Raw genomic sequence first — 15,520 nt, forward strand, 5'->3', positions numbered from 1 at the left:
GCCGAAAAAAGCAAGTGTTACATTCGGCCCCGCACTGCTTCTTCAGTGCCCTCTGCACGCCGTCGCCGACGCATCCCTAATTCGAATCAGTACGCGATCCTGTCGCCAATCTAGCGGCGCGGCTTCATTAAGCCAGAAGCTTAATTCTCCCTTCTTACATGATTACGTCACTCCCCTTATGAACCTGACAGAACTCAAGCAAAAGCCGATTACCGATCTGCTGGAAATGGCCGAGCAGATGGGCATCGAAAACATGGCCCGCTCGCGCAAGCAGGACGTGATCTTCGCCCTGTTGAAGAAACACGCGAAAAGCGGCGAAGAGATCTCGGGTGACGGCGTGCTGGAGATTCTCCAGGATGGATTCGGTTTCCTGCGTTCGGCAGATGCTTCGTATCTGGCCGGCCCTGACGATATCTATGTTTCGCCCAGCCAGATCCGCCGCTTCAACCTGCGCACCGGCGACACCATCGTTGGCAAGATCCGCCCACCGAAGGAAGGGGAACGCTACTTCGCGCTGCTCAAGGTCGATACCATCAACTTCGACCGTCCGGAAAACGCCAAGAACAAGATTCTCTTCGAGAACTTGACGCCGCTGTTCCCCAACAAGCGCCTGAAGATGGAAGCCGGCAACGGTTCCACCGAAGACCTGACCGGCCGCGTCATCGACTTGTGCGCCCCGATCGGCAAAGGCCAGCGCGGTCTGATCGTCGCTCCGCCGAAGGCGGGCAAGACCATCATGCTGCAGAACATCGCGGCCAACATCACCCGCAACAACCCCGAGTGCCACCTGATCGTCCTGCTGATCGACGAGCGCCCGGAAGAAGTGACCGAGATGCAGCGCACCGTGCGCGGCGAAGTGGTCGCCTCGACCTTCGATGAGCCACCGACCCGTCACGTACAGGTTGCTGAAATGGTCATCGAGAAGGCCAAGCGTCTGGTCGAGCACAAGAAGGACGTGGTCATTCTGCTCGACTCCATCACCCGTCTGGCGCGCGCCTACAACACCGTGATCCCGAGCTCCGGCAAGGTCCTCACCGGTGGTGTCGATGCCCACGCTCTCGAGAAACCCAAGCGTTTCTTCGGCGCTGCGCGCAACATCGAGGAAGGCGGTTCGCTGACCATCATCGCCACGGCGCTGGTGGAAACCGGCTCGAAGATGGATGAAGTCATCTACGAAGAGTTCAAGGGTACCGGCAACATGGAACTGCCCCTTGACCGTCGTATCGCTGAAAAACGTGTGTTCCCGGCCATCAACATCAACCGCTCCGGCACCCGCCGTGAAGAGTTGCTGACCGCCGACGACGAGCTGCAGCGCATGTGGATTCTGCGCAAGCTGCTGCACCCGATGGACGAGATCGCCGCGATCGAGTTCCTCACCGACAAGCTCAAGCAGACCAAAACCAACGACGAGTTCTTCTTGTCGATGAAGCGCAAGTAAGCGCGATCGATCCGGCATGACTGGGGCCGCTTCGCAGCCTTTCGCGGGTGAACCCGCTTCCACAGGTGCGCAATCTGTAGGAGCGGGTTCACCCGCGAAAGGAGGCGACGCGGCCTCAATGCATTGTGCTCCCCCTTAACCGACCGATACGGCCAATACGAGGCTCACGCATGCAGTATCGCGACCTACGCGACTTCATTCGAGGCCTGGAGCAGCGCGGCGAGCTCAAGCGCATCCAGGTTCCGATTTCCCCCGTGCTGGAGATGACCGAGGTCTGTGACCGCACCCTGCGGGCCAAGGGCCCGGCCCTGCTCTTCGAAAAGCCCACCGGCTTCGATATGCCGGTGCTCGGCAACCTGTTCGGCACCCCCGAGCGGGTGGCCATGGGCATGGGTGCCGAGTCGGTCGAGGAACTGCGCGAAATCGGCAAGCTGCTGGCATTTCTCAAAGAGCCAGAGCCGCCCAAGGGTCTGAAGGATGCCTGGTCGAAACTGCCGATCTTCAAGAAGGTCGTGTCCATGGCGCCAAAGGTGGTCAAGGATGCGCTGTGCCAGGAGGTGGTGGTGGAGGGTGATGATGTCGACCTCAACCAGCTGCCGATCCAGCATTGCTGGCCAGGCGATGTGGCGCCGCTGATCACCTGGGGCCTGACCGTCACTCGCGGGCCGAACAAGGAACGCCAGAACCTGGGTATCTACCGTCAGCAGTTGATTGGCCGCAACAAGGTCATCATGCGCTGGCTCAGCCACCGCGGCGGCGCACTGGACTACCGCGAGTGGTGCGAGAAGCATCCTGGCGAGCCATTCCCCGTGGCTGTCGCCCTGGGCGCCGACCCGGCTACCATCCTCGGCGCGGTGACGCCTGTGCCCGACACGCTGTCGGAGTACGCCTTCGCCGGGCTGTTGCGCGGCAACCGCACCGAACTGGTCAAGTGCCGGGGCAGCAACCTGCAGGTGCCGGCCACCGCGGAAATCATTCTCGAAGGGGTCATCCACCCAGGCGAAATGGCCCCCGAAGGGCCTTACGGCGACCATACCGGCTACTACAACGAAGTGGACAGCTTCCCGGTGTTCACCGTCGAGCGCATCACCCACCGCCGCCAGCCGATCTACCACAGCACCTACACCGGACGTCCGCCGGATGAACCGGCGATCCTCGGCGTAGCACTGAACGAAGTGTTCGTGCCGATTCTGCAAAAGCAGTTTCCCGAGATCGTCGATTTCTACCTGCCGCCCGAAGGTTGCTCGTACCGCATGGCGGTGGTCACCATCAAGAAGCAGTACCCCGGCCATGCCAAGCGCGTGATGCTCGGTGTGTGGTCGTTCCTGCGACAGTTCATGTACACCAAGTTCGTTATCGTCACCGACGACGATATCAATGCCCGCGACTGGAACGACGTGATCTGGGCCGTCACCACGCGGATGGACCCCAAGCGCGACACGGTAATGATCGACAACACGCCGATCGACTACCTTGATTTCGCCTCACCCGTGTCGGGACTTGGATCGAAAATGGGCCTGGATGCCACCCACAAGTGGCCAGGCGAAACCACGCGTGAGTGGGGGCGTGTCATCGTCAAGGACGAGGCCGTGACCCGGCGTATCGATGAGCTGTGGGATCAGTTGGGAATAGTGTGATGCAGGTGACCTTGCAGCCATCCGGGGCAGTGCTTGCACTCGAGCCCGGAGAGCGGATTCTGGATGCGGCGCGGCGCTTGGGCTATGACTGCCCCAACAGCTGCCGCAATGGCAATTGCCACGTCTGCGCGGCGTTGCTGGTGGAAGGACGGGTGCGCCAGGACGGCGAAGTGCGTGACCATGGTGAGCTGTTCACCTGCATCGCCGAGCCGCTGGAGGATTGCGTGCTGCTGTGGGACGGCGTCCTTGCGCTGGGCGAGCTGCCAGTGCGCACGTTGGCCTGCACCCTCAGCGAGTGCATCGAGGTGGGCGGTGATGTCTGGCGCGTGCGTCTGCGTGCTCCTGCCGGCAAGCCGCTGCGCTATCACGCCGGGCAATACCTGATGATCGAGCGCGAAGGCGCGAGCAAGGCGGCATTTTCCCTGGCCTCGGCGCCCCACAGCGGGCGCGATCTGGAAATGCACATTCTGGCCCGTGAAGGCGGCGCCCGGCTGCTGATCGAGCAGTTGCAGCGTGAGCGACTGGCGCGCCTGGAGCTGCCGTTCGGCGACGCGCACCTGGCCGAGCTGCCCGACGGCCCGCTGGTGCTGATCGCTGCCGGCACCGGAATGGCGCAGATGCACAGCTTGCTGGAGCACTGCCGGGCGCAGGACTTCACGCACCCGGTGCACCTTTACTGGGGCGTGCGCCGGCCCGAAGATTTCTACGAGATCGAGCACTGGGACGAGTGGGCGCAACGTCCCAACCTGTTCCTGCACAAGGTGGTCAGCGATCTGTGCGGCTGGGACGGGCGCTGCGGGCTGTTGCACGAAGCGGTGTGCGAAGACATCGCAGAACTTGCCGACGTTCACGTCTATGCCAGCGGTTCGCCGGCCATGGTCTACGCCACCCTGGATGCCTTGGTCGAGGCGGGGATGGACGCGCATCAGATGCGCGCCGATGTCTTCGCGTACGCGCCGCGCGGGTGATCGCAATGGCGTGCCGCAAGGGCACGCCGTTGATTCGATGGGGCCGCCGATAGACGACTAACGCAGGTGGTTATGCCGCGAAAGTTGGTGAAACTGCCTGAATGCGCGGGCTTCAGGGTTGAAAGCGGTCGGCGATCTGCCGTACGGTAAGTCCATCGCAGCATCATTCAGTTACAGTCAGATGCTCTAGTCGTTTATGAGAAACAGTGGCGGCACATTATGTCGGCAAGTGAACCTGCGTCCTGGAAAGTCTCCTATCCTCCACGGCTCGATTTCGGCCCGCAATTGAGCCAGGAACAACTACTCAACTCGATGAGTTCGACCATGTCTCGCCACTCTGGTGGCCCGGTCTGGCTGTTCGCCTACGGCTCGCTGATCTGGCGTCCGGAGGGCACTGCCCTGGAGCGGCAGCGGGCCAGGGTGCATGGCTATCACCGCGGTCTGTACCTGTGGTCGCACGAGCATCGTGGCACCCCGCAGACCCCTGGCCTGGTGTTCGGGCTTGACCGTGGCGGCTCGTGCAGTGGCTTCGCCTATCGGCTCGATGAAGGCAGCCTGGAAGACTCGCTGATGGCCTTGTGGCAACGCGAAATGCCGTTTCCGGCCTACCGTCCGCACTGGTTGAACTGCCGATTGGACGATGGCAGCAAGGTGCAGGCATTGGGCTTCGTTCTCGAGCGGCACTTGCCCTGCTACGCCGGCAATCTGCCGGACACGTTGCTCGGCGAAATCCTCGAAACAGCGCAGGGGCGCTTCGGCAGCACTCGCGATTACGTCGAGCAGACCTTGCATGCCCTGCGCCATCACCAGATGCCCGATCGCAACCTGGAGGCGCGGGTCAGACGCTGTCATGGCCTGCGTCAGGCTTGACCTCGCAGCACAGCGCGTTCATCAGCCTATTTCTTTGCCGGTGTTGGCCGATACCTTGAGCAGTACCCGAGTGCGTATCGACGCGCTTGGGTTTGCTGCATTCGCTGGTTAAGCTGGCGGCCATTATTGAAAGGAGCTGAGCCGTGAAAGCGTGGATCTTGATGGTGCTGGCCTTGCTGATGCCTATGGCGGCACTGGCCGAGGAAGAAGCCAAGGAAGGGGAGGCCAAGGTTTCCTACTACAGCCTGACGCCGCCGTTCGTAGGCAACTACGCCCTCGATGGCAGCCCCAAGCTGCATGTATACAAGGCCGATGTCGCCCTGCGCGTGACCGGCGCCGAGGCTGCCGCTGCGGTGAAGCTGCACGAGCCGCTGATTCGCAACCAGCTGGTTGCCCTGTTCGCCCAGCAGACCCTCGACGGGATGAGCAACGTCGAGGCCAAGGAGCGCCTGCGCCAGGAGGCCTTGAAACAAGTCCAGCAGGTACTGGAAAGCGAAGAGGGCAAGCCTGTCGTCGAAGACCTGCTGTTCAACAATCTGATCGTGCAGTAGCACATCCCGCCATAGACACTATCGAGCAGGCCACATGGCTTGCTCGTCGTATCAGGCGCTAAGCGCCATGATCGCCGTCCACTGCGCCTCGCTCACCGGCATCACCGACAGCCGGCTGCCCTTTTGTACCAGAGGCAGTTCGGCCAGCGCCGCCTGCTGCTTGAGCAGGCCGAGCGAGAGCACGTGGCGGAAAGTCTGTACGTGAGCGACGTCTACCGCGCTCCAGGGGTTCTTGTCTGCGCTGGCCTTGGGGTCGTGATAGGGGCTGCTCGGGTCCAGTGCCGTGGGGTCGGGGTAGGCTGCGGCAATGATTCGCGCCACCCCGGCGATGCCTGGCTGTGGGCAGCTGGAGTGGTAGAAAAAGCATTCATCGCCTACGCTCATGGCCCTCAGGAAGTTGCGCGCCTGGTAGTTGCGCACGCCATCCCAGCGGGCCTGGCTCAACCGGCTCAACTCCTCGATGGACAGCTCTTCGGGTTCGGATTTCATCAGCCAATAGGCCATGCAAGCTGCTCCTGACATTCGGTGAAATAAAGTGTTTCATCTAACCGACCAGCGGTGATTAACAGCATTTGCGCCGCGACCCGGGTTGTCGCAGAATGCGCGCGCTTTTAAAGCTAGTTGCCCTGTCAGCACCGGTGTGCGGACGGGGCTTATCTGTTTGCCTGGGGGGCAATCGATGAACAAACGCAAACCGGATCTGCTATGGATCCTGGTCTTCATTTTCGGTCTTGGTGTGGTCACTACCGGTTACGCGCAAAGCTTCTGGGAACGCAAGCTCGACGCGGCGTACCAGGCTCCGGTCGTTCAGGTTCAGTCGATACGCTAGACGCAGGCACCGGCCTGTGGGTTCGAGGCCATGTACCACCCCCCGTCCGATACCGTTCCCTTCAGCGGCACATCCCAGCTGGCCTGGGTCAGCCGCTCGACCTTCTGGCACTCGTGGGCAAGGCCCAGCAGCAGCGGTTTCTTCCAGCTTTTGCGCCGTGACTGGTACGCCAGGCTGCGGTCGTAGAAGCCGCCGCCCATGCCCAGCCGGCCACCTACCTCGTCGAACCCGACCAGCGGCAGCAGAATCAGGTCCAGCGCCCACACCGGCCGTTGCCGCTTGCGATTGACCACCGGCTCGGCGATGCCGAACCGGTTGCGGCGCAGGCGCTCGTGGGCGTCGAAACGCTGGAACACCATGTGCGTGCGCGGCCAGGCATGCAACACCGGCAGGTAGGTGCGCTTGCCGCGGCGCTGGGCTTCACGCAGCAGCAGGCGCGGATCGATTTCACCATCGTTGGGCAGGTACAGGGCGATGTGCCGGGCGCGGCGAAACAGCGGATGCTGTGCCAGTTGCCGGTACAGCCCACGTGCAGCCCGCAGCTGTTGCAACGGGGTGAGGGCGCGGCGGGCATTGCGCAGCAGGCGACGAAGCTGGGGGCGGGTGAGCGGCGCGGTGTCGGTCATGGCACAGGCGGTCTCGAGACGGCAGGCCAGCGTGTGCGGCCCAGACAAATTGCCCGCCAATGAAGGCGGGCAAGAGAATTCAGGCTCCCCGATAAGACCGCTATCGGTGTAGCCCTTGAACCCGAAAGTTCAAGGTGGAGATTGCAGGAGGCATTAAGGCTTTCCGTCAGGCGGACATGCACACCTGCCTCAGCGTGCAACCCCCGTGGTTGTGCGTATCGGCTCAGGGACATAACCGACTGGCGCATCCACCAGGGAGTGGCGCCAGTATACCCACGTCAGTCGATTTTGCTACCCACGTCGTCGGACAGCGCCTGATCGACGCGCTCGAGCAATTCGCGTACCTGCTCGCGGCTGGTGATGGCCGGCGGAGTGTCTGGGGTTTCCTGGCGGTGCAGCAGTTCATGGGTGATGTTGAGCGCGGCCATGACCGCGATACGGTCGGCGCCAATGACTTTGCCACTGCTGCGGATCTCGCGCATCTTGCCGTCGAGGTAGCGCGCGGCACCGACCAGATTGCTGCGTTCTTCCGGCGGACAGATGATCGAATATTCTTTGTCGAGAATCTGCACGGTGACGCTGTTGGGTGAACTCATGAGTCTTGCTCCAGGGCCTTGAGACGCACGATCATCGATTCGACCTTGCGCCTGGCGATCTCGTTCTTGTCGATGAGGTGGGCGCGCTCCTCGCGCCAGGATTTTTCCTGAGCCATTAGGAGTGCATTTCGCCGTTTTAGTTGCTCGACCCGCTCGATCAGTATCTCGAACCGGCTCATGAGCGTTTGCAGGTCGTTCTCTTGCGTGGGTTGCACTCGCTTCGCTCCATCGTTGACTCGCCAGACGATCATGCCTCGGTGCCTGCCCCGGCGGCCAGTGCCGATGGTCTTGGCGCGTCTGCCGGTGCTAGGATACAAGCCCTTCATTCTAGTCATCGCGCCGTCTGGCGCCTAGTTGCCCATGCCTAATACCAATTCGCCGTACACCGCGTTCGCTACGCTGCTTTCCAGCAACGGGCACCCTGTCTCTCCCGCCGAACTGCACGGCCTGCTGCTCGGCCGCTGCTGCGCCGGTGCCGGCTTCGATGCCGAGGCCTGGCTGGCCGATGCGGCGCAGTTGCTGGAAAACGAGCCGTCCGACCCGGTTCGCAATGCCCTGATCGGCCTGCAGGAAATGGTCAAGGGTGAGCTCACCGGCGAAGACATCGCGCTGGTTCTGCTGCTGCCGGGCGACGACGCGGCGCTGCTCGACCGCGCCGTGGCGCTGGGGCAGTGGTGCCAGGGCTTCCTCGCAGGCTTCGGCCAGCACTCGGGCGGCCTCGACCTGAGCAGCGACGCCAAGGAAGTGCTGCAGGACCTGGTGGCCATTTCCCAGGTACAGGAAGCGCTGGAAGAGTCCGAAGACGGCGAGAACGACTACATGGAGGTCATGGAGTACCTGCGTGTGGCGCCGCTGCTGCTGTTCACCGAACTGGCCAAGCCGGCCGCGCCTGAGCCCAAGCCTTCGCTGCACTGATCATTCGGGGGTCGTTTTGCCCATGAGCCACATACCCAAGGCGGAGTACGCCCGTCGGCGCAAGGCGCTGATGGCGCAGATGGTCCCCAACAGCATCGCCATCCTGCCGGCGGCCGCGGTCGCCATCCGCAACCGTGACGTCGAGCATGTCTACCGCCAGGACAGCGATTTCCAGTACCTCAGCGGCTTTGCCGAACCTGAGGCGGTAATCGCCCTCATTCCCGGCCGCGAGCACGGCGAGTACGTGCTGTTCTGCCGTGAGCGCAACCCGGAACGCGAGCAATGGGACGGCCTGCGCGCGGGCCAGGAAGGCGCGATCAAGGTGCACGGCGCAGACGATGCGTTTCCCATCGCCGACATCGACGAAATCCTTCCCGGCCTGATCGAAGGCCGCGAGCGCGTCTACAGCGCCATGGGCAGCAACCCCGAATTCGACCGCAGGCTGATGGACTGGATCAACGTGATCCGCTCCAAGGCCCGGCTCGGTGCGCAGCCGCCGAACGAGTTCGTTGCCCTGGATCACCTGCTGCACGACATGCGCCTGTATAAATCCGCCGCAGAAGTGAAGGTGATGCGCCTGGCCGCAGCGATTTCCGCGCGCGCCCATGTGCGCGCCATGCAGGCCTGCCGTGCCGGCCTGCATGAGTACAGCCTGGAGGCCGAGCTGGACTACATATTCCGCCAGGGCGGGGCGAAAATGCCGGCATACGGTTCGATCGTCGCCGCCGGACGCAACGCCTGCATCCTCCATTACCAGGAGAACGACGCTGCGCTCAAGGACGGTGATCTGGTGCTGATCGACGCCGGCTGCGAAATCGACTGCTACGCCAGCGACATCACCCGCACCTTCCCGGTCAGCGGCACCTTCTCGCCTGAGCAGAAAGCCATCTACGAGTTGGTGCTCAAGGCCCAGGAGGCCGCATTCGCCGAGATTGCCCCGGGCAAGCACTGGAACCACGCCCACGAGGCCACCGTTCGCGTCATCACCGAAGGCCTGGTCGAACTGGGCCTGCTCAAGGGCGAGGTACAGGCATTGATCGACAGCGAGGCGTACCGCGCCTTCTACATGCACCGCGCTGGCCACTGGCTGGGCATGGATGTGCACGACGTCGGCGACTACAAGGTCGGTGGCCAGTGGCGGGTGCTGGAAGTGGGCATGGCGCTGACCGTCGAGCCAGGCATCTACATCGGTGCCGACGACAAGTCGGTGGCCAAGAAGTGGCGCGGTATCGGCGTGCGTATCGAGGACGATGTGGTGGTGACCCGCCAAGGCTGCGAGATTCTCAGCGGTGGCGTGCCCAAGAGCGTCAGCGAAATCGAGGCCCTGATGGCCGCCGCCCGTGGGGTGGCGGCATGAGCCGGGTCAACCTGGCGATCATCGGCGGCGGCCTGGTCGGTGCCAGCCTGGCCCTGGCACTGCAAGCTGGGGCCAAGGCGCGCGGCTGGAAGATCCTGCTGATCGAGCCGTTCGCCCCGGGTGACAGCTTCCAGCCCAGCTATGACGCGCGTTCTTCTGCGCTGTCGTACGGCACCCGGCAAATCTACCAGCAGCTCGGCGTATGGTCGCAGATCGAACGACGCGGCGAGCCGATCCTGCAGATTCAGGTGTCCGACCGCGGCCGTTTTGGCGCTACCCGCCTTGCGGCCAGCGACGAAGGCGTGCCGGCACTGGGCTATGTGGTCGAGAACGCCTGGCTCGGGCAGTGTCTGTGGCAGGCGCTCGACCCGGAAGTGGTCAGCTGGCGCTGCCCGGCCGAGGTCACCTCGCTGCAACCGATCGAACACGGCTACCGGCTGTGCCTGGACGACGACACCCAACTGGACTGCGACCTGGCCGTGCTCGCCGATGGTGGCCGCTCGGGCCTGCGCGAGCAGTTGGGTATTCATGTGCGCCGGCGGCCCTATGCGCAGAGCGCGCTGATCGCCAACATCACCCCCGGCGAGCGGCATGCCGGGCAAGCCTTCGAGCGCTTCACCGAGCAAGGTCCGATGGCCCTGCTGCCGCTGCCGGAAAACCGGTGTGCGCTGGTCTGGACCCGGCAGGGCATGGACGCGCAACGCTTGGCCGAAATCGACGAACGTCACTTCCTGCGTGAGCTGCAAGACGCGTTCGGCTATCGCCTCGGCGCCTTGCGCCAGGTCGGCGCTCGGCATCTGTATCCACTGGCGCTGGTCGAAGCCCAGGAGCAAGTGCGCCCGCACCTGGTGGTGCTGGGCAACGCTGCGCACAGTCTGCACCCGATTGCCGGGCAAGGTTTCAACCTGTCGCTGCGCGACGTGCAGGCGCTGGCCGAAGCCCTGCTCAGCGGCCCGGCGCAACCCGGTGATCTGGCCACCCTGCAGGCGTACCAGCAGCGCCAGCGCCTCGACCAGACGCTTACCGTGGGCTTCTCCGATCAGGTCACCCGGCTGTTTGGCAGCAGCCAGCCGCTGCTCGCCAACGCACGCAACCTGGGCCTGCTCGGCCTCGACCTGCTGCCTCCGGCCAAGCGCTGGTTCGCCCGCCAGGCGATGGGCCTGGGTACACGCCCTGCCGCCCGGGGCGGACTATGAGCGACGTGCGCAGGCTGGCCCGGCGGGCCCGCATGCTGCGCTGGCTGCTCAATTGCTACCCGCCTTACCTGGGTGCAGGCATTCGCGTGCAGTCGATCAGCCCGGACATGCGGCGCATCAAGGTGCGCATGAAGCTCACGCGGTGGAATCGCAACTACGTCGGCACCCAGTTCGGCGGCAGCCTGTATTCGATGGTCGATCCCTTCTACATGCTGCTGCTGATCGAGCAGTTGGGCAGCGAGTACATCGTCTGGGACAAGGCGGCGAGCATCGATTTCGTCAGTCCGGGCAAAGGCCCGGTGCACGCCGAGTTCGAAATCGATGACGCCTTGCTGGACGACATTCGCCAGCAGACCGCCGGGGGCAAGAAGTACCTGCCCAGGCTTCAGGTCGACATCCGCGATGACGCCGGCGAGCTGGTGGCGCGGGTCGACAAAACCCTATATGTGCGGCTCAAACCGCAAGCGAGGCAGGCGTAGGTGAAGCAATTGCATGCAGATCTGTTGATTGTCGGCGCCGGTATGGTCGGCAGTGCCCTGGCGCTGGCCTTGCGCCACAGCGGCCTGCAGGTGCTGCTGGTCGACGGTGGGCCACTGGCGGTCGAGCCGTTCGATGCCGCGGCGCCGTTCGAGCCACGGGTCAGTGCATTGTCGGCGGCCAGCCAGCGCATCCTCGAACGCCTCGGGGCCTGGGACGGCATCGCCCGCAGGCGGCTGTCGCCGTACTCGGACATGCACGTGTGGGACGGCACCGGCACCGGCGAAATCCACTTCTCTGCGGCCAGCGTGCATGCCCAGGTGCTGGGCCACATCGTGGAGAACCGCGTAGTCCAGGATGCCCTGATCGAATGCCTGCACGACAGCGACATCGGCCTGCTGCCCGGCGCGCGCCTGGAACAGATGCGTCACTCCGGCGACGACTGGCTGCTGACCCTGGCCGATGGCCGTAGCCTGCGCGCGCCATTGGTGGTAGCCGCCGATGGCGCCCACTCAGCGGTGCGCCGCCTCACCGGCAGCGCCACCCGCGAGTGGGATTACCTGCACCACGCCATCGTCACCAGTGTGCGCTGCAGCCAGCCGCACCAGCGCACGGCCTGGCAACGCTTCACCGATGAAGGCCCGCTGGCGTTTCTGCCGCTGGCCCGCGACGGCAACCAGCACTGGTGCTCGATCGTCTGGTCGATCACCCCGGAACGCGCCGAATGGGCGATGGGGCTCGATGACCAGGCGTTCTGCAAGGCCCTGGAGCAGGCCTTCGAAGGGCGTCTGGGCGAGGTGCTGCAGGCCGACCCGAGGCTTTGTGTCCCGCTGCGTCAGCGACATGCCAAGCGTTACGTGGAGGGCGGTCTGGCGCTGATCGGCGATGCCGCCCACACCATCCACCCGTTGGCCGGGCAGGGCGTGAACCTTGGCTTTCTCGACGCCGCCGTGCTCGCCGAGGAGCTGCAACACGCTGCCGCCCGTGGCGAGCGCCTGGCCGACCTCAAGGTGCTGAGCCGCTTCGAGCGCCGGCGCATGCCGCACAACCTGGCGTTGATGGCCGCCATGGAAGGCTTCGAGCGGCTGTTCCAGGCCGATCCACTGCCGCTGCGCTGGTTGCGCAACAGCGGCCTGAAGGTGGTCGAGCAACTGCCCGAAGCCAAGGCGTTGTTCGTTCGCCAGGCCCTGGGCCTGAGCGGTGACCTGCCGGAACTGGCGCGTCCGTGACCGACCCCCACCCCGCGGCAAACTACCATCGCAACATTCGGTAACGCCTGGGTGGGTGAGTCAGCAAATAAGAACCACTACCCTTTGCGCCTCTCATTTAGCGAGGAGCGCTTTCCATGTTGTCACGCAAGCCCCTGTTGGCCGCCCTGGCCCTTGTTCTGTTCGGCGGCACTGCCCAGGCGGCGGACGAAGTGGTGGTGTACTCCTCGCGCATCGACGAGCTGATCAAGCCGGTGTTCGACGCCTACACCGCCGAGACCGGCGTCAAGGTCAAGTTCATCACCGACAAGGAAGCGCCGCTGATGCAGCGCATCAAGGCCGAAGGGCAGAACGGCGTGGCCGACCTGCTGCTGACCGTCGATGCCGGCAACCTCTGGCAGGCCGAGCAGATGGGCATTCTTCAGCCGATCAAGTCGGCGGTGATCGATCAGAACATCCCTGCCCAGTACCGCGCCTCGTCCCATGACTGGACCGGCCTGAGCCTGCGCGCGCGCACCATCGTCTACGCTACCGATCGGGTCAAACCCGAAGAGCTCAGCACCTACGAGGCGCTGGCCGACAAGCACTGGGAAGGCCGCCTGTGCCTGCGCACGGCGAAGAAGGTCTACAACCAGTCGCTGACCGCCACGCTGATCGAAAACCACGGCCCGGCCAAGACCGAGGAAATCGTCAAGGGCTGGGTCGACAACCTCTCTACCGACGTCTTCTCCGACGATAACGCGGTGCTCCAGGCCATCGCCGCCGGGCAGTGCGATGTCGGCGTGGTCAACACCTACTACTTCGGGCGCATGCACAAGGCCGACCCGAAGCTGCCGCTCAAGCTGTTCTGGCCCAACCAAGGCGACCGTGGCGTGCACGTCAACCTCTCCGGCATTGGCCTGACCAAACATGCACCGCACCCGGAAGCGGCCATCAAGCTGGTGGAATGGATGACCGGCGAGCAAGCGCAGAAACTGTTCGCCGACCTCAATCAGGAGTTCCCGGCCAATCCCAAGGTCAAGCCTTCGGATGAAGTGGCGGCCTGGGGCGAGTTCAAGGCCGACAGCATTCCGGTGGAAGTGGCCGGCAAGCGCCAGGCCGAGGCGATTCGCCTGATGGATCGCGCCGGCTGGAACTGACGTCGCCGCTTACCCAGCCCAACCCATGACGCCGTGGACCTGCCACGGCGTTGTGCCATCTGCTTTTCATCAAGTGATCGAGACCCTGCCGTGTCCCACGCTCCGCAACGCCGCTGGTACCTGCCCGTCGGCCTGACTGCTGCCCTGGTGATCCTGCCGCTGAGCGTGCTGGTGCTGTCGTGGCACAGCATCGACATGCAGATCTGGTCGCACCTGCTCGACACGCAGATGCGCCGCCTGCTGGGCAACACCCTGACCCTGGTCGCCGGGGTGGGTCTGGGTGTCACCGTGCTCGGGGTCAGCCTGGCCTGGCTCACCACCCTCTGCGAGTTCCCGGGCCGGCGCTGGCTCGACTGGGCCTTGATGCTGCCGTTCGCCATTCCGGCCTATGTGCTGGCGTTCGTCTTCGTCGGCCTGCTGGACTTCGCAGGCCCGGTGCAGAGCGCCCTGCGCGAAGTGTTCGGCCCAATGCGCCTGCCGCGAGTGCGCTCTACCGGTGGCGTGATCATCGTCCTGGTGCTGGTGTTCTATCCCTATGTCTACCTGCTTGCGCGCAGCGCTTTTCTGGCCCAGGGCAAGGGCCTGATGGAAGCGGCGCGGGTGCTGGGCCTTACGCCACTGCAGGCGTTCTGGCGGGTGGCCCTGCCGATGGCGCGGCCGGCCATCGGTGCCGGCGTGGCGCTGGCGCTGATGGAAACCCTGGCCGATTTCGGCGCGGTGGCAGTGTTCAACTTCGACACGTTCACCACCGCCATCTACAAGACCTGGTACGGCTTCTTCAGCCTGTCCAGCGCCGCGCAACTGGCCAGCCTGCTGTTGCTGTTCGTGATGCTGGTGCTGTACGCCGAGCGCCGCGCGCGCGGGGCAGGGCGCACCGGCAACGAGCGTGCGCGGGTGCAGCCGCTGTACCGCCTGCGCGGGGTCAAGGCGCTGGCAGCCAGCAGCTGGTGCGTGCTGGTGTTCGCCTGCGCCTTCGTCATTCCGTTGCTGCAACTGCTGGCCTGGTTCTGGCAGCGCGGCCGTCACGACCTCGACGAGCGTTACCTGGGCCTGGTGACCCACACCGTGTCGCTCGGCCTGGGCGCGGCGGTGATCACCGTCAGCGTGGCCCTGGTGCTGGCCTTCGCCCGGCGTCAGGCGCCAACCTCGGCCATCCGCAGCGGTGTGGCTCTGGCCAACCTGGGCTACGCCTTGCCCGGCTCGGTACTGGCCGTTTCCCTGATGCTGGCGTTCAGCTATCTGGACAACCAGCTGGTGATTCCGCTGTCGCAGTGGCTCGGCGGGGCAGGCAAACCGTTGTTGCTCGGCAGCCTGTGGGCGCTGTTGCTGGCGTATCTGGTGCGCTTCATGGCAGTCGCCTACGGCCCGTTGGAAAGCACCCTGGCGCGCATTCGTCCGTCGCTGCCGGAAGCCTCGCGCAGCCTCGGCGTGGGCGGGGTGAAGCTGTTGCGCAGGGTCTATCTGCCCCTGCTGCTGCCCGGCACTCTCAGCGCTGCGCTGCTGGTGTTCGTCGATGTCATCAAAGAGATGCCGGCCACCCTGCTGATGCGCCCGTTCGGGTGGGACACCCTGGCCGTGCGGGTCTTCGAGATGACCAGCGAAGGTGAGTGGGCGCGTGCCTCGCTGCCGGCGCTGACTCTGGTGGCGGTCGGCCTGGTGCCGGTGATCGGTCTGATTCGGCGCTCGGCGCGGAGTCTGGGGCAGGGCCACTGA

The 15,520-nt window shown here is 64.4% G+C and carries 17 protein-coding genes and 1 other RNA gene; 13 read left to right on the forward strand and 5 right to left on the reverse strand.

Going from position 1 to position 15,520, the window contains the following annotated elements:
- Positions 1–178: 178 nt before the first annotated feature.
- From rho to H618_RS0100720, 5 genes are all read left to right on the forward strand, one after another.
- Complete coding sequence (rho, locus tag H618_RS0100700) at positions 179–1,438, forward strand: transcription termination factor Rho (RefSeq protein ID WP_028693225.1); 1,260 nt, start codon at positions 179–181, stop codon at positions 1,436–1,438.
- Positions 1,439–1,608: 170 nt separating this feature from the next.
- Positions 1,609–3,075: a 4-hydroxy-3-polyprenylbenzoate decarboxylase gene (ubiD, locus tag H618_RS0100705; RefSeq protein WP_028693226.1), complete on the forward strand. Its 1,467-nt coding sequence runs from the start codon at positions 1,609–1,611 to the stop codon at positions 3,073–3,075.
- Positions 3,075–4,043, forward strand: coding sequence for a CDP-6-deoxy-delta-3,4-glucoseen reductase (locus tag H618_RS0100710; RefSeq protein ID WP_028693227.1), 969 nt, complete (start codon positions 3,075–3,077; stop codon positions 4,041–4,043). Before ubiD ends, H618_RS0100710 begins: the two co-directional genes overlap by 1 nt.
- A 219-nt stretch (positions 4,044–4,262) precedes the next feature.
- A complete protein-coding gene (locus H618_RS0100715) occupies positions 4,263–4,913 on the forward strand; it encodes a gamma-glutamylcyclotransferase (RefSeq protein ID WP_028693228.1) in 651 nt (216 codons plus the stop codon).
- 143 nt (positions 4,914–5,056) lie between these two features.
- On the forward strand, positions 5,057–5,464 hold the full coding sequence (locus H618_RS0100720) for a flagellar basal body-associated protein FliL (RefSeq protein WP_028693229.1): 408 nt from the start codon (positions 5,057–5,059) through the stop codon (positions 5,462–5,464).
- Between the two features lie 51 nt (positions 5,465–5,515).
- Here H618_RS0100720 and H618_RS0100725 read toward each other — a convergent pair whose 3' ends face one another.
- On the reverse strand, positions 5,516–5,968 hold the full coding sequence (locus H618_RS0100725; RefSeq protein WP_028693230.1) for an EVE domain-containing protein: 453 nt from the start codon (positions 5,966–5,968) through the stop codon (positions 5,516–5,518).
- Positions 5,969–6,143: 175 nt separating this feature from the next.
- Between H618_RS0100725 and H618_RS22905 the strand changes: the two genes are divergently transcribed.
- The gene (locus H618_RS22905) at positions 6,144–6,293 is read left to right on the forward strand and encodes a hypothetical protein (RefSeq protein ID WP_169338826.1); all 150 of its coding nucleotides are present in this window, start codon (positions 6,144–6,146) and stop codon (positions 6,291–6,293) included.
- On the opposite strand, the gene H618_RS0100735 is transcribed toward H618_RS22905, so the two are convergent.
- The 4 genes from H618_RS0100735 to H618_RS0100745 form a co-directional block, all read right to left on the reverse strand.
- Positions 6,290–6,919, reverse strand: coding sequence for a 5-formyltetrahydrofolate cyclo-ligase (locus H618_RS0100735; protein ID WP_028693231.1), 630 nt, complete (start codon positions 6,917–6,919; stop codon positions 6,290–6,292). The two genes, H618_RS22905 and H618_RS0100735, sit on opposite strands and share 4 nt — an antisense overlap.
- An 81-nt stretch (positions 6,920–7,000) precedes the next feature.
- A non-coding RNA gene (ssrS, locus tag H618_RS22190) (6S RNA) lies at positions 7,001–7,180 on the reverse strand.
- 17 nt (positions 7,181–7,197) lie between these two features.
- On the reverse strand, positions 7,198–7,515 hold the full coding sequence (locus tag H618_RS0100740; RefSeq protein ID WP_028693232.1) for a cell division protein ZapA: 318 nt from the start codon (positions 7,513–7,515) through the stop codon (positions 7,198–7,200).
- On the reverse strand, positions 7,512–7,766 hold the full coding sequence (locus H618_RS0100745; protein WP_050577172.1) for a TIGR02449 family protein: 255 nt from the start codon (positions 7,764–7,766) through the stop codon (positions 7,512–7,514). Before H618_RS0100745 ends, H618_RS0100740 begins: the two co-directional genes overlap by 4 nt.
- 109 nt (positions 7,767–7,875) lie before the next feature.
- Here H618_RS0100745 and H618_RS0100750 point away from each other — a divergent pair, with 109 nt between their 5' ends.
- From H618_RS0100750 to H618_RS0100780, 7 genes are all read left to right on the forward strand, one after another.
- Positions 7,876–8,430: a YecA/YgfB family protein gene (locus H618_RS0100750; RefSeq protein WP_028693234.1), complete on the forward strand. Its 555-nt coding sequence runs from the start codon at positions 7,876–7,878 to the stop codon at positions 8,428–8,430.
- A 22-nt stretch (positions 8,431–8,452) separates the two neighbouring features.
- Positions 8,453–9,787 carry a Xaa-Pro aminopeptidase gene (pepP, locus tag H618_RS0100755; protein ID WP_028693235.1) on the forward strand — a complete coding sequence of 445 codons (1,335 nt, stop codon included), beginning with the start codon at positions 8,453–8,455 and terminating at the stop codon, positions 9,785–9,787.
- Complete coding sequence (gene ubiH / locus H618_RS0100760; RefSeq protein ID WP_028693236.1) at positions 9,784–10,983, forward strand: 2-octaprenyl-6-methoxyphenyl hydroxylase; 1,200 nt, start codon at positions 9,784–9,786, stop codon at positions 10,981–10,983. The genes pepP and ubiH overlap by 4 nt, the downstream gene beginning before the upstream one ends.
- On the forward strand, positions 10,980–11,462 hold the full coding sequence (locus tag H618_RS0100765) for a DUF4442 domain-containing protein (protein WP_028693237.1): 483 nt from the start codon (positions 10,980–10,982) through the stop codon (positions 11,460–11,462). Before ubiH ends, H618_RS0100765 begins: the two co-directional genes overlap by 4 nt.
- Before the next feature lie 9 nt (positions 11,463–11,471).
- Positions 11,472–12,689 (forward strand): 2-octaprenyl-3-methyl-6-methoxy-1,4-benzoquinol hydroxylase, encoded by a 1,218-nt coding sequence (locus tag H618_RS0100770; protein WP_028693238.1) that lies wholly within the window; start codon positions 11,472–11,474, stop codon positions 12,687–12,689.
- A gap of 116 nt (positions 12,690–12,805) precedes the next feature.
- The gene (locus tag H618_RS0100775; protein WP_028693239.1) at positions 12,806–13,807 is read left to right on the forward strand and encodes an extracellular solute-binding protein; all 1,002 of its coding nucleotides are present in this window, start codon (positions 12,806–12,808) and stop codon (positions 13,805–13,807) included.
- 90 nt (positions 13,808–13,897) lie between these two features.
- Positions 13,898–15,520 carry an ABC transporter permease gene (locus H618_RS0100780; RefSeq protein ID WP_028693240.1) on the forward strand — a complete coding sequence of 541 codons (1,623 nt, stop codon included), beginning with the start codon at positions 13,898–13,900 and terminating at the stop codon, positions 15,518–15,520.

This window comes from Pseudomonas cremoricolorata DSM 17059 = NBRC 16634 (assembly GCF_000425745.1).
GTDB classification, from domain to species: domain Bacteria; phylum Pseudomonadota; class Gammaproteobacteria; order Pseudomonadales; family Pseudomonadaceae; genus Aquipseudomonas; species Aquipseudomonas cremoricolorata.

Coding starts and splice junctions, on each gene's coding strand:
- rho (WP_028693225.1), top strand. CDS start 179: ATGAACCTGACAGAACTCAAGCAAAAGCCGATTACCGATCTGCTGGAA.
- ubiD (WP_028693226.1), top strand. CDS start 1,609: ATGCAGTATCGCGACCTACGCGACTTCATTCGAGGCCTGGAGCAGCGC.
- H618_RS0100710 (WP_028693227.1), top strand. CDS start 3,075: ATGCAGGTGACCTTGCAGCCATCCGGGGCAGTGCTTGCACTCGAGCCC.
- H618_RS0100715 (WP_028693228.1), top strand. CDS start 4,263: ATGTCGGCAAGTGAACCTGCGTCCTGGAAAGTCTCCTATCCTCCACGG.
- H618_RS0100725 (WP_028693230.1), bottom strand. CDS start 5,968: ATGGCCTATTGGCTGATGAAATCCGAACCCGAAGAGCTGTCCATCGAG.
- H618_RS22905 (WP_169338826.1), top strand. CDS start 6,144: ATGAACAAACGCAAACCGGATCTGCTATGGATCCTGGTCTTCATTTTC.
- H618_RS0100735 (WP_028693231.1), bottom strand. CDS start 6,919: ATGACCGACACCGCGCCGCTCACCCGCCCCCAGCTTCGTCGCCTGCTG.
- H618_RS0100740 (WP_028693232.1), bottom strand. CDS start 7,515: ATGAGTTCACCCAACAGCGTCACCGTGCAGATTCTCGACAAAGAATAT.
- H618_RS0100745 (WP_050577172.1), bottom strand. CDS start 7,766: ATGATCGTCTGGCGAGTCAACGATGGAGCGAAGCGAGTGCAACCCACG.
- H618_RS0100750 (WP_028693234.1), top strand. CDS start 7,876: ATGCCTAATACCAATTCGCCGTACACCGCGTTCGCTACGCTGCTTTCC.
- pepP (WP_028693235.1), top strand. CDS start 8,453: ATGAGCCACATACCCAAGGCGGAGTACGCCCGTCGGCGCAAGGCGCTG.
- ubiH (WP_028693236.1), top strand. CDS start 9,784: ATGAGCCGGGTCAACCTGGCGATCATCGGCGGCGGCCTGGTCGGTGCC.
- H618_RS0100765 (WP_028693237.1), top strand. CDS start 10,980: ATGAGCGACGTGCGCAGGCTGGCCCGGCGGGCCCGCATGCTGCGCTGG.
- H618_RS0100775 (WP_028693239.1), top strand. CDS start 12,806: ATGTTGTCACGCAAGCCCCTGTTGGCCGCCCTGGCCCTTGTTCTGTTC.